11 protein-coding genes are annotated in these 13,296 nt (G+C 64.1%); 7 read left to right on the forward strand and 4 right to left on the reverse strand.

Annotated elements, in window-relative coordinates; translation table 11 throughout:
* Window positions 1-4 precede the first annotated feature (4 nt).
* The 6 genes from AZF01_RS03285 (at window position 5) to AZF01_RS03310 (ending at window position 7,562) form a co-directional block, all read left to right on the forward strand.
* Window positions 5-1,402 (forward strand): amidase, encoded by a 1,398-nt coding sequence (locus AZF01_RS03285; protein WP_061449612.1) that lies wholly within the window; start codon window positions 5-7, stop codon window positions 1,400-1,402.
* Window positions 1,399-2,916, forward strand: coding sequence for an ABC transporter ATP-binding protein (locus AZF01_RS03290; RefSeq protein WP_061449613.1), 1,518 nt, complete (start codon window positions 1,399-1,401; stop codon window positions 2,914-2,916). Before AZF01_RS03285 ends, AZF01_RS03290 begins: the two co-directional genes overlap by 4 nt.
* Window positions 2,906-3,955, forward strand: a complete 1,050-nt coding sequence (locus tag AZF01_RS03295) for an ABC transporter permease (RefSeq protein WP_061449614.1) — start codon at window positions 2,906-2,908, stop codon at window positions 3,953-3,955. The genes AZF01_RS03290 and AZF01_RS03295 overlap by 11 nt, the downstream gene beginning before the upstream one ends.
* A complete protein-coding gene (locus AZF01_RS03300) occupies window positions 3,952-4,896 on the forward strand; it encodes an ABC transporter permease (protein ID WP_024708811.1) in 945 nt (314 codons plus the stop codon). The genes AZF01_RS03295 and AZF01_RS03300 overlap by 4 nt, the downstream gene beginning before the upstream one ends.
* 218 nt (window positions 4,897-5,114) lie before the next feature.
* Complete coding sequence (locus AZF01_RS03305) at window positions 5,115-6,410, forward strand: amidohydrolase family protein (RefSeq protein WP_024708810.1); 1,296 nt, start codon at window positions 5,115-5,117, stop codon at window positions 6,408-6,410.
* Window positions 6,411-6,503: 93 nt separating this feature from the next.
* A complete protein-coding gene (locus AZF01_RS03310) occupies window positions 6,504-7,562 on the forward strand; it encodes an aldo/keto reductase (RefSeq protein ID WP_024708809.1) in 1,059 nt (352 codons plus the stop codon).
* A gap of 3 nt (window positions 7,563-7,565) precedes the next feature.
* Here AZF01_RS03310 and AZF01_RS03315 read toward each other — a convergent pair whose 3' ends face one another.
* The 4 genes from AZF01_RS03315 to AZF01_RS03330 form a co-directional block, all read right to left on the reverse strand.
* Window positions 7,566-8,597 (reverse strand): aldo/keto reductase, encoded by a 1,032-nt coding sequence (locus AZF01_RS03315; protein WP_024708808.1) that lies wholly within the window; start codon window positions 8,595-8,597, stop codon window positions 7,566-7,568.
* Between the two features lie 50 nt (window positions 8,598-8,647).
* Window positions 8,648-9,289: a ThuA domain-containing protein gene (locus AZF01_RS03320; RefSeq protein WP_024708807.1), complete on the reverse strand. Its 642-nt coding sequence runs from the start codon at window positions 9,287-9,289 to the stop codon at window positions 8,648-8,650.
* A 65-nt stretch (window positions 9,290-9,354) separates the two neighbouring features.
* Window positions 9,355-10,455 carry a Gfo/Idh/MocA family protein gene (locus AZF01_RS03325; protein WP_024708806.1) on the reverse strand — a complete coding sequence of 367 codons (1,101 nt, stop codon included), beginning with the start codon at window positions 10,453-10,455 and terminating at the stop codon, window positions 9,355-9,357.
* Between the two features lie 39 nt (window positions 10,456-10,494).
* A complete protein-coding gene (locus AZF01_RS03330) occupies window positions 10,495-11,694 on the reverse strand; it encodes an ROK family transcriptional regulator (protein WP_024708805.1) in 1,200 nt (399 codons plus the stop codon).
* Between the two features lie 213 nt (window positions 11,695-11,907).
* On the opposite strand from AZF01_RS03330, the gene AZF01_RS03335 reads away from it, so the two are divergent.
* Entirely contained in the window at window positions 11,908-13,203 is a 1,296-nt protein-coding gene (locus AZF01_RS03335) for an extracellular solute-binding protein (RefSeq protein ID WP_024708804.1), read from the forward strand.
* Window positions 13,204-13,296 lie beyond the last annotated feature (93 nt).

The raw sequence follows: 13,296 nt of genomic DNA on the forward strand, positions 1-13,296 counted from the left end.
GCCCATGCAGGCCGACGCGACAGCGCTCGCCGCCGCGATCGGCAAGGGTGATGTTTCGGCGCGGCAGGCGATGGAAGCATCGCTTGCGGCCTCTGATGCGTGGGCGCATCTCGGCGCCCTTTGTGGTCGCGACCCTGAAACAGGGCTCGCGGCCGCTGATCGGTTTGACGGTCTTTCAGCGGACGTAAAGGCGGCGATGACCTTCGGCGGCGTGCCGACGCTTGCCAAGGATCTCGGCGGGCCTTTCTCGGGCCTTGCCGTTACTGCCGGATCGCGCGCGCTTGTCGGCGGGGATGCCGGCGCCGACAGCGAGATCGCCGCCCGCTTTCGCGACGCCGGGTTCTCTCTTTTCGGGCTGACGACGAGCCCCGAATTCGGCCTGTCGCTCGCCAGCGAACCGGCAAAGGGCCCGATCTGCCGCAATCCGCTGGATGAAAGCCGCTCGCCCGGCGGTTCATCGGGCGGCGCTGCCGCCGCCGTCGCCGCCGGCATTGTTTCCATTGCGCATGCGACAGATGCTGGCGGCTCCATCCGCGTGCCCGCCGCCTGCTGCGGCCTCGTCGGCCTGAAACCCTCGCGCGGCGCGATGCCGGCGGGTCCCGCCTATGGCAATTATCTCGGCGGCATTGCCACCGAACTTGCCGTCTGTCGCTCGGTCCGGGATGCGGACGGTGTCTTTCGCGCGATCGCCGGCAATGCGCGCGGACCGTTTCCGCCGCCGGCTTTTGCCGACGTGCCCGAGGGCAGTCTGCGCATCGGCGTTCTGACCGAGACCGATGTCAGCGCTGATCCGGCGCGCCTTGGCGTGGTCGAAGATGCCGCAAAAGCGCTTGAGGCGAGGGGGCATCGTCTTCGCCCTGTCGGCTGGGCCGAAATCGAAACGCCGGCAAGGGCCAGCGCTTCCGCCTTTGCCGATATTGCAGCTGCCAACCTTGCCGAGACGACCAGCCGCTTCGGCCTCGACCTTGAGATGGTTGAACCGATGACGCGCGCCGTCATTGAACGTGGCCGGGCGATGCGGCCGGAAGGGGTCTGGTCGCTCATCAATGAGATGGCGCTGATCGCCCGCGATCTCTGGCGGCTGTTCGAAGGTATTGACTGTCTGATCTGCCCGATGCTGACCGATCAGCCGAAGCCGGTGGGCAGTTTTCCGACCGATCATGATGACTGGCCGCTGCATTTCGAGAGGATGAGGGCTTTTGCCCCGCTCGCCGCCCTTGCCAACCTTTCCGGTTTTCCGGCAATAACATTGCCATTCGGCGCGGATGGCATCGGCCTGCCTTTGCCGGTGCAGATGATCGCGCCGATGGGGTCTGAGGCCGTTTTGCTGAAACTTGCTGCGGAACTGGAACGGGAAGCCCGCTGGCAGCACCGCTTTGCTATTGCAGGAGCTTGCGCATGAGAGAAACCGTGCTCGACATTTCCGGCGTTTCCAAGCGCTTCGGCGACACGCTCGCCAATGACGATATTTCGCTGACGCTCGGCAAGGGCGAAGTGGTGGCTCTGCTCGGCGAAAACGGCGCCGGCAAGACGACGCTGATGAGCATTCTCTTCGGCCATTATGTGCCGGATGCCGGTTCCGTTGCCGTCAATGGGGCGGTGTTAACGCCCGGCAGCCCGCGCGCGGCCATCCGCGCCGGCGTCGGCATGGTGCATCAGCATTTCTCGCTGGCTCCGAACCTTACCGTGCTGGAAAACGTGATGACCGGGACGGAGAGCCTGTTTTCCTTCGCCTCCGACACGAAATCCGCCCGCCGCAAGCTTGCCGACATCGCCGGCCGCTTCGGCCTTGCCGTCAATCCGGATGCCCGCGTCGGCGATCTTTCGGTCGGCGAACAGCAGCGCGTCGAAATTCTGAAGGCGCTTTATAACGACGCCAGAATTCTCGTACTGGACGAGCCGACGGCGGTGCTGACCGGGCCGGAAGCGGAAAAACTCTTCGCGACGCTGAAGGAGATGGCGGCGCAGGGCCTGTCGCTGATCTTCATCTCCCATAAGCTGGATGAGGTGATGACGGCGGCCGATCGCGTCGTCGTGCTGCGCGGCGGGCGACAGGTGGCCGAGCGCAAGGCCTCTGAAACCAGCAAGGCGGAGCTCGCGGAACTGATGGTCGGCCGCAAGGTGGAACGGCCCGTGCGCGAGCCGGCGACCCCCGGTCCGGTCGTCCTCGAAGCCGTTGGCATAACGGTCCGGGTCGATGGCGTCGACCGGCTGAAGTCCGTCGACTTCATGCTCCATGCCGGCGAGGTGCTCGGTATTATCGGCGTTTCCGGCAATGGTCAGGCGACGCTGGCGGCACTCCTGAGCGGCACGGCGAAACGGGCGTCGGGCGATCTCGTGCTCTTCGGTCGCGGTGTCGGCGACCTCACCGTGGCCGAGGCCATATCCGAGGGCATTGGCCGCGTGCCGGAAGACCGCAATGGCGAGGGCGCGATCGGCGAAATGGCGATCTGGGAGAATGCCGTTCTGGAGCGGATTTCCGATTATGCGAAAAACGGTCTGGTGCAGCGCGGGGCGGCCATTAATTTTGCCAGCCAGATCATCGAGACTTTCGATGTGCGCGGCGGCACGCCGACAAGCCGCACGCGGCTCTTGTCCGGCGGCAACATGCAGAAGCTCATCCTGGGGCGGAACCTGATCGAGCACCCGAAAATCCTGTTGGCGGCGCAGCCGGCGCGCGGGCTGGACGAGGGCGCGGTTGCCGCCGTGCATGAGCGCATTCTGGAGGCGCGGCGGGCAGGAACGGCGGTGCTGCTGATTTCCGAAGATCTCGACGAGGTGATGGCGCTTGCCGATCGCATCCAGGCAATCGTCGGCGGCAGGCTGTCGCCGCCGGTAGCCGCCGAAGAGGCCAATACGCAGATGCTCGGCCTGATGATGGCCGGTGAATGGATGGAGAACGCCGATGCGGTTTGAACGGCGCGAACACCGCCCGGCCGCGCTCGTCATCGCAACGCCGTTGATCGCGGTTGCGGCGGCGCTGGCGCTTGCGGGCATCCTGATCGCGCTTGCCGGCGCGCCGGTGCCGGAAGCCTACTGGAAGATCCTCGTCGGCGCCTTCGGCTCGAAACTTTCGATCACCGAGACCCTGACGCGGGCGACGCCGCTGATCCTCACCGGCCTTGCCGCAGCCGTCGCCTTCCGCGCCAGGCTGTGGAACATCGGCGGGGAGGGGCAGTTTTATCTGGGCGCGATCGCGACCGCCGCAGTCGGTGCGCATCTGACGGCGGGCCTGCCAGGTTTCGTGCAGATGCCGATCCTGATGGCGTCAGGCGCTGTCGCGGGCATGATCCTGCTTCTGGTGCCGCTCTGGCTGAGGCTTCGGTTTTCGGTCGATGAAGTGGTGACGACGCTTCTGCTGAACTTCGTCGCCATCCTCTTCGTTTCCATGCTGATCGACACGGTGCTGAAGGATCCGATGGCCTTCGGCTGGCCGCAATCGGAAGCCGTCGAGCGGGCCGCGCGCCTGCCGAAGCTGGTTGACCGCTCGCGGCTGCATATCGGTCTTCTCGTCGCCATCGCCTTTGCCTTCATCGTCCATTTCATCCAGTCGCGGACGACGTTTGGCATGCGCTCCCGCGCGGCCGGGCTCAACCCCAGGGGCGCCATCTTTGCCGGCGTGCCGCTCGGGCGCACGCTGGTGCTGGTGGCCATGCTGTCCGGCGGGCTTGCGGGCCTTGCCGGCAGTATCGAGGTGCTGGGCGTCAAGGGCTATGTCACGACCGACCTTTCGCCAGGCTACGGCTATTCCGGCATCGTAGTGGCGATGCTCGCCAATCTCCATCCCATCGGCGTGGTGCTGGCCGCGCTCTTTACCGCCGTCATGTTCGTCGGCGCGGATGGCATGAGCCGTTCGCTCGGCATCCCGACCTATATCGCCGACGTCACCGTGGCACTGTCGCTGATCTCCATGCTGGTCGCCGTCTTCTTCACGCAGTACAGGGTGCGCCGATGAACGCGATTGTCGATATCCTTGCCTCCGCCGGACTCTGGGCCGCCGTGCTGCGGATCGCGACGCCGCTGATCCTCGGCACGCTCGGCGCGCTGTTGTCGGAACGCTCCGGCGTGCTGAACCTCGGCATCGAGGGCATCATGACCTTCGGCGCGATGATCGGCTGGCTTGCCGTGTTCAATGGCGCGGATCTGTGGACCGGGCTTCTGGTGGCGGCCCTTGGCGGCGCGGTCTTTGGCGCGCTGCATGCCGTGCTCACCGTCACGCTCGGGCTGTCGCAGCATGTTTCGGGCCTCGGGGTAACGCTGTTTGCCTCAAGCTTTGCCTATTACGTCTTCCGGCTGATGGTGCCGGTTTCCGGCTCGCCGCCCACGATCGAGCCGTTTCAGCCGGTCAGTATTCCGGGCCTTTCCGATCTGCCCTTCATCGGCCCCGCCTTCCTCACCCAGACCGCGCCGACCTATCTTGCCATCGCGCTGGCGATCCTGCTGGCCTATGTGCTGGCCAAAACCCCGCTTGGCCTTGCCGTGCGCATGGCCGGCGAAAATCCGCATGCGGCGGAGGCGCAGGGCGTCAATCCTATGGTGATGCGCTATGGCGCGGTGATCGTCGGCAGCGCGCTGATGGGCGTGGGCGGCGCGTTCCTGACGCTTTCGGCCTTCAACTCCTTTTTCCCGACCATGGTGCAGGGGCGCGGCTGGATCTGCATCGCGCTCGTCGTCTTTGCCTCCTGGCGTCCGGAGCGGGCGCTGTTCGGGGCGCTGCTCTTTGCCTTTTTCGACGGCTTCCAGCTGCGCCTGCAGACCGCGCTCGATGGCGCGGTGCCCTACCAGATATTCCTGATGATCCCGTATATTCTCTCCATCGCCGCCCTTGCCGTGATGGCGCGCCGCGCCCGCGTGCCGCAGGCGCTGATGCAGCCTTATCGACGCGGGGAAAGATGAGGGGATACGACAATCAATCTCTCCCCTTGAGGGAGAGATGCCCCGACAGGGGCAGAGAGGGGTGAAGCCTCTCGCCATGTTCAGCGTATGCGGCTTTTGCCCGATACCCCCCTCTGCCGCTTTCGCGGCATCTCCCCCTCAAGGGGGGAGATCGATCGCGGCAAGGGGTCGAGACAACAGACCGGCCGGTTTTCCGGCATTACCTAAAGGCCAAGACCATGTTCGATCTCATCATCAAAAACGCCAACCTTCCCGATGGCCGCAGGGGCATGGATATCGGCATTGCCGGCGGCAGGATCGCAGCCATTGAAGCCAATCTCGCGGCCGAGCCGGGCGCGGTCATCGACGCGACCAATCGTCTGGTCTCGCCGCCTTTCGTCGACCCGCATTTCCACATGGACGCGACGCTGTCGCTCGGCCTGCCGCGCATGAATGTCTCCGGCACGCTGCTGGAGGGCATAGCGCTCTGGGGCGAATTACGGCCGACACTGACGAAGGACGCGCTTGTCGAGCGTGCGCTTGCCTATTGCGACCTCGCCGTCAGCCAGGGCCTTCTACATATACGCACCCATGTCGATACGTCTGATCCGAAACTGGTGACCGTTGAGGCGATGCTGGAGGTCAAGGGGAAGGTCGCGCCCTATATCGACCTTCAGCTCGTCGCCTTCCCGCAGGATGGCTACTATCGCGCGGAAGACGGCGTCAAATCGCTGGAACGGGCGCTGGATATGGGCGTCGATGTCGTTGGCGGCATTCCGCATTTCGAACGCACCATGGCCGACGGCGCGAAATCGGTTGAGGCGCTCTGCCGGATTGCCGCCGAGCGCGGCCTGCCGGTCGACATGCATTGCGATGAGACCGACGACCCGCTGTCGCGCCACATCGAGACGCTTGCCGCCGAGACGGTGCGCTTCGGCCTTCAGGGCCGGGTGGCGGGTTCGCATCTGACTTCGATGCATTCGATGGACAATTACTATGTCTCCAAGCTGATCCCGTTGATGGCGGAGGCGGAAATCAACGCCATTCCCAACCCGCTGATCAACATCATGCTCCAGGGCCGTCACGACACGTTTCCGAAGCGGCGCGGCATGACGCGGGTGCGCGAGCTGCTGGCCGCCGGCATCAATGTCGCCTTCGGTCATGACTGCGTGATGGACCCCTGGTATTCCATGGGTTCCGGCGACATGCTGGAGGTCGCGCATATGGCGGTTCATGTGGCGCAGATGTCCGGCGTCGACGACAAGCGGGCGATCTATGACTGCATCACGGTCAATTCGGCGAAGGCGCTGGGGCTTGAGAACTATGGTCTTGAGACCGGCAACCCGGCGAACCTCGTCATCCTTCAGGCCGAGGACGTGGTGGAGGCGCTGCGTCTGAAACCGACGCGGCTTGCCGTGCTGCGCGCGGGCCGGGTGATCGCGAAGACCGCGCCGAAACTTGCCAGCCTGTCGCTGCCGGGCCGCTCGCCGGAACTCGAGCCCGGCATCAACCCGACGGGGCGGCCAGCTTTTTGATGATCTGAACAAATGGCCGGCGAAACCGTTTCGCCGGAGGCACGTCATTTCGGACGGGACAATCAATTTCGCAAAACCGGAAAGGAAAAGCCTATGCAGTACCGCACACTCGGCCGCTCGGGCCTGAAAGTCTCCGCGCTCACGCTCGGCACCATGACCTTCGGCGGCAAGGCTGCCTTCTCCAAGACCGGCAATACCGATCTTCAAGGGGCGAAGCGCCAGATCGACATGTGTGTCGATGCCGGCGTCAACATGATCGATACGGCTGACGTCTATTCCGCCGGCGTTTCGGAGGAAATCGTCGGCGAGGCGATCGCCGACAAGCGCGACCGCCTGCTGCTCGCCACCAAGGCGCGCTTCCCCGCTTTCGAGCAGGGGCCGAACGATCGCGGCCTCTCGCGCCATCATCTGGTGCGCGCCTGCGAGGCCAGTCTGAAGCGGTTGAAGACCGACCATATCGACATGTACTGGCTGCACCAGTGGGACGGGCAGACGCCGCTGGAGGAAACGCTCGCAGCCCTCGACGATCTCGTCCGGGCCGGCAAGATCCGCTATGTCGGCGTGTCCAATTTCTCCGGATGGCACCTGATGAAGACGCTGGGCATTGCCGAGAAGAAAGGGCTCGTGCGGCCCGTGGCGCAGCAGATCCATTATACGCTTCAGGCGCGTGAGGCCGAATATGAACTGATGCCGATCGCGCTCGATCAGGAGATCGGCATCGTCGTCTGGTCGCCGCTCGCCGGCGGGCTTCTCTCCGGCAAATACCGCCGCAACCAGCCGGAGCCCGAGGGCACGCGCCGCGCCGCCGAATGGAACGAGCCGCCGGTCCGCGATATCGAAGCGCTCTATGACATCGTCGAGGTGCTGATCGACATCGCCTCCGCCAGGGGCGCGACGCCGGCGCAGGTGGCGCTTGCCTGGCTTCTGGCGCGTCCGGGCATTGCTTCCCTCATCGTCGGCGCGCGCACCGATGCGCAACTCGCCGACAATCTCGGCGCGGCCGAACTGACGCTGGGCGAGGAGGAAATATCGCGACTTGAGGCCGTCAGCCGGCCGCCGCTTGTCTATCCCTACTGGCACCAGGCATGGACGGCCTCCGACCGGTTGTCGAAGGCCGATCTGGCGCTGATCGCGCCGTTTCTGGAGGACTGAGGCTCAGCGCCCGCCCTCGATCTTGCGGAAGCGCTGGGCGACGCCGGCCGGGCCGTAGGGGTAGTCCGGCATGGTCTGGGTGCTGACCTCGGTGAGCCGGCCGATCTCCGCTTCCGAAAGCTTCAGGTCTGCCGCGCCGAGATTGTCGGCAAGCTGGGCCTCCGTGCGTGCGCCCAGAATGACGGAGGTGACCGCCGGTTGGGCGGCAAGCCAGGCGAGCGCCACCTGCGCCATGCTGGCGTTGTGGGCTCCAGCGATGTCCTCCAGCGCGCCGAGCACCTCCCAGGTCACGGATTTGGCATTGTGCTTGTCGTAGGCCTCCATGCCGCGCTCGGGGTTCTCGCCAAGCCTTGTGGCGCCGGTCGGCATCTGGTCGCGCTTGTACTTGCCGGAAAGCCAGCCGCCGGCGAGCGGCGACCAGGGCAGGAGCCCCATGCCCGCATCCTCGCAGGCCGGCACGATCTCGTGCTCGATGCCGCGCGCCAGAAGATTGTATTGCGGCTGCAGCGTTACCGGCGCCGCAAAACCGCTCGACCTGGCGATCCAGACGGCCTTGGTGAGCTGCCAGCCGATGAAGTTGGAAAAGCCGTAGTAAGCGATCTTTCCGCTCGAAATGGCGTCATCGAGAAACCGCAGGGACTCTTCCAGCGGCGTCAGCGCGTCAAAGGCGTGAAGCTGGTAAAGGTCGATCTGCTCGACGCCGAGACGCGCCAGCGAGGCATCGAGCGCCTCGGCCAGGTTCTTGCGCGAAAGGCCGATCCGGTTCGGACCGTCGCCCATCGGAAAGCGCGCCTTGGTCGCGACCACCAGTTCCCTGGTGATCCCCGGCTTCTGCTTCAGCCAGCGGCCGACGATTTCCTCCGAGAGGCCGGTCGAATAGACATTGGCCGTATCGATGAAATTGCCGCCGGCCTCCACATAGGCATCCATCAGGCGGAAGGACGTCGCCTCGTCGGCCTCGTCACCGAAGGTCATGGTTCCGAGGCAGAGATTGGTGACGACGGCGCCGCTGTTCCCAAGTCTGCGATATTCCATGATTTTCTCCTGTTAATTCGGCGCAGACTATTCTGCGCATGATTGCTCGATCAGCGCGCCGCCCAGTTGGCACCGCGGCGGAAGATGGTGGCCATCTCCGGAACCTCAAACTCGCTCGCCACATGGCCGAGCGAGGAATAGAAAACCCGTCCCTTGCCGTGGCGGCGCTTCCACACCACGGGCATGACCACGCCGTCGATCCATTCGGCATGGTCGCCGGCAAAAGTGGTGGTCGCCAGCACCTCGTTGGACGGGTCGACATGCATGTAATACTGTTCTGAAGTGTAGGAGAAATCCGAGATGCCTTCCATGATCGGATCGTCCGGTTTCGTGACATTCACCCGGTAGTCGATGATGTTGCCGGGGTGGGCGACCCATTGCCCGCCGATGATGAACTGGTAGTCGACCGAATCGCGAAAGGCGTCACCCGCCCCGCCGTGATAGCCGGCAATGCCGACGCCGCTCTCGACGGCCGCCGAAAGGTTCTTCACCTCCTCCTTCTCGATCTTCGACATGGTCACGATCGGCACGATCAGGCTCAAATCCTTGATCTGCGGGTCGGCGAAGGCCTCGGTGGAATGCTCCACATAGACCTTGAAACCGTCCTCCTGCAGCATGTCGCGGATGATATGGGCGCATTCCTCCGGCTCGTGGCCGCTCCAGCCGCCCCAGACGATGAGTGCTTCGCGCATGTTTGTTCTCCTCTTGGCTTCAGCCGGCGCCGCGCCGGCCGGTTTGAATTTCTGTCGCCTTCGGCCTATTTGCCGAGCACGCCGTTGACGAGTGATTCCGACAGCGGCGCAGGACGCCGGACGGATGTGCTGATCTCGACCGTCCGTCCCGTTTCGGCAGCGCGCTCAAAGGCTTCCATCACTTCCAGCACATGCAGCGCCAGTTCGCCGTTTGCGCGATGCGGCCGGTTGTTGCGGATCGCATAGGCCATATCGGCAAGGCCGATCGAGCGGTAATTGCCGTCGGCATAGGGTTGGTCGACGGGATAGTCCTCGAAGTCGCCGCCCTTCTTCAGCAGCGAGACCGGCCCCTTGAAAAAATTGGGGTCGGGCACCAGAAGCGTGCCCTCAGTGCCGTAGACCTCGATCGGCAGGTGCTTGTGACCGGCAACGTCGAAGCTCATCGTCACCTGCACCACCGCGCCGTTCTCGAAGGAGAGCACACCGGCGATATGGGTGGGCACCTTCACTGAAATCATCTCGCCGCGGCGCGGCTCGCTGGTGATCGTCCGCTCCTTGCGCAGCATGGTGGCAAAACCTGCCACCTTCCTGACCGGACCGAAAAGATTGACGAGGTCGGTGATGTAATAGGGGCCCATGTCGAGCATCGGGCCGCCGCCGATATCGTAATAGAAATCGGGATTCGGATGCCAGGATTCATGTCCCGGCCGCATGAAGCTCGCCGTGCCGCCGACGGCAAGGCCGAGCGCGCCGCTGTCGACGACCGCGCGGGCCGTCTGGTGGCCGCCGCCGAGGAAGGTGTCGGGGGCTGCGCCGATCCTGAGGCCGGCTTTCTCTGCCGCTTCGGCGAGCCTTTGTCCTTCCGAAAAATTGATGCCGAGCGGCTTTTCCGAATAGGTGTGCTTGCCGGCCGCAAGCGCCTTCAGGCCCACCTCCACATGGGCGCGGGGAATGGTGAGATTGAGGATGATCTCGATCTTCGGGTCCGCCATCAACGCATCGATCGTGCTGACGGGGACGCTGAATTCAGCTGCCTTTGCTTCTGCTGCCGCCCGGTTGAGGTCGGCGACGCCGCGGATGTCGAGAATGTCGAATTCCGCCATCGCCTTCAGGTAGGCGCCCGAAATATTGCCGCATCCGATGATGCCGATGCCGACTTTTTCCATCTTTCACTCCTCCCGAAAGTAAAAAACGCCCCGCAATGCTCAAAGCGCGGGGCCGGTTGTGCTCCATGGCGATTCATAGAGCTCGTAAAGGGCGACGGCCGCTGCCCCGCGCGCCCAGAAGAAATCGTCGGCGTCATCGAAAACCAGTTCGCTGACATCGGCGAGGGACGGCGGGATCGCGCAGTTGAAACCTTCCGTCAGCCTGTCGATGAAGGGCTTGCCGAGGGCGAGGCTGGCACCCACCAGAATGACGCGGGGCGGGGCGAAAAGCGTGACGATATTGGCGACCGTCACGCCGACGGCCTCACCGGCGCGTTCGGCCGCGGAGATGATCTGCGTATCCTTTGCCGCAATCAGCGTCTGGGCGTGCGAAATACCGCGGCCGAGCCTGATCGCATCGGCGTAGAGCCCTCCGCGGGGGCCGTCTCCCAGGATTGCGCTCTCTCCCGCAAGGCTTGCCAGCCGGGAAATGCCGTCGGCGCTGCTGCCAAGGACGAGGTCGCCAAGATTGTGGCTGAGCCCGCCCGCGCCGCGGAAAAGCTCCCTGTTGTGCAGAACGCCGAGGCCGAGCGTGCGCTCCAGCGAGATCAGCACCATGTCGTCCAGATGCCGCGCCTTGCCGAACCAGTGGTGGGCGAGCGTCACGGCATGGACGTCGCTTTCCACGATCGTGCGAATGCCGAAGCGCGGCGACATCACCGCGGCGAAATCCACGTTCTCGTCGCTGAAGATCGGGCTTGAGCGCACCACGCCGGTGCGGTGCTCGACCACGCCCGGAATGCCGAGGCAGATCATGTCGATCTCGGAAAGCGTCAACCCCGTATCCATCACGCAGGCGCGCACGCCGTCCTCGACCAGATCGGCAATCACGTCGATCGGCATGCGGTCGATGCGCACCGGCAGCGAGAATTCCGACAGCACTTCGCCGGAGAAGTTGGCGACCACGAAGGTCATGCGCGTGGCGGCGATCTTTGCGCCGACGATGCGCGAGGCCTCGGGGTTGAGTTCCAGCATCACCCTCGGTCGGCCGCGGGCCGCGGCGTTGCGCAGGTCGCCTTCATGGCGCGAGAGGATGAGGCCGTCGTCGATCAGCGACGCGGTGATGGCGGAGACCGTGCTGGTTGACAACTCCGTGCGCCTGCTGATCTCGATGCGCGAAATCGGGCCGTTGCGGCGGATCGTATCCAATACGCTCAGCCGGTTGATGGCCCGCATGAGTTCCGGGTCGGCAGTTTTCATGTTCCTCCCAATGCGCTCTATTTGTCCGCATCGCGAATTAAATCGCCGGAAGTTTTAGTCCCGTTTATCCTCGCCGCGCAAGGGAATTCTCGCCGATTTTCCGACAATTGCGAGGGAAGCGGAGGGAGACGTGGAAAATGGGAGTTGACAAAAATCCAGTCTGGCCGTTTATTTAATCCGGAGACTGAAAAAAGTGCTTTGGGAGGAGTGCAAATGTCAGGACTACGCAAATGGCTGCGCCACAGCGCGGCCGTTGCCGTGAGCATTGCCGCTCTGGCAGCGACCAGCGCGACGGCATCCGCTGATACTACCATCAGATGGCTGCATCTGGAAAACCAGGAGCCGGTCCTCGAGCTCTGGAATCAGATTGTCGATGAATACGAACAGGCCAATCCCGGCGTGACGATCGACATGCAATTCCTCGAAAATCAGGCCTTCAAGGCCAAATTGCCGACATTGCTGCAGTCGTCGGAAGTGCCGAGCATGTTCTATACCTGGGGCGGCGGCGTGTTGAAGGCGCAGGGTGAAACCGGCGTGCTGCGCGACATCACCCCGGCGCTCGATGCCGACGGCGGCAAGTGGCGCAACCAGCTCAATGCCTCGTCCATCGATGGCATGACGATCGACGGCAAGGTCTGGGCCGCGCCGACGCAGACGGGCGTCGTTTCCTTCTTCTACAACAAGGAACTCTTCGAGAAGGCCGGCGTGGACGGCGCCCAGATCAAAACCTGGGATGACTTCATTAGCGCCGTGAAGACGCTCAAGGATGCCGGCATAACCCCGATCGCCGGCGGCGGCGGCGACAAGTGGCCGCTTCATTTCTACTGGAGCTACCTCGCCATGCGCGAGGCGGGCCAGGACGGCTTTGCCGCAGCCAAGGCCGGCGAAGGCGACGGTTTTGCCGGAGAACCCTTTGTCAAGGCCGGCGAGCTTGCCGCGGAACTCGGCGCGCTCGAGCCGTTCCAGAACGGCTATCTCGGCGCCACCTGGAATGATGCGCTTGCCGCTTATGGCGATGGCCGCGCGGCGATGATCCTCTCCTTCGAGAGCACCGGCCGCACGCAGGCCAGCAATTCGACCGACGGCAAGGGGCTGGCCGAAGACAATATCGGCATCTTTCCCTTCCCGGTCATCGGCGGCGCGCCGGGCGTCGTCACAGACAATCTTGGCGGCCTGACCGGCTGGGCCGTAACCAAGGATGCTCCGCCCGAAACGGAGGGCTTCCTCGAATACTTCACCAGTCCCGATGTCGCCAAGCGCTGGAGCGCCGTCGCCAAGACCATCCCGGTGACGAAGGGCGTGGCCGAAACCATCACCGACCCCCTGCTGAAGGTCAGCGCGGAGGCGCTTGCCAAGGAGACCTGGCACCAGAACTATCTTGACCAGGATCTCGGTCCCAATGTCGGCGCCGTCGTCAACGACATGAGCGTGGCGATCATGTCCGGGCAGATTTCGCCCGAAGATGCGGCACAGCAGATCCAGGACACGTTCGAACTGGAGAACATGTAAGTCCGGTCCGCGGGTTCCGCCTGTGCGGGGCCCGCGTTTTCTGCCTTGCGGTGACCTGAATTGCTGCAGCTTTCCGCTGCGGCCTTCGGTGGT

Origin of the sequence: Martelella sp. AD-3 (genome assembly GCF_001578105.1) — a bacterium.
Taxonomy (GTDB): domain Bacteria; phylum Pseudomonadota; class Alphaproteobacteria; order Rhizobiales; family Rhizobiaceae; genus Martelella.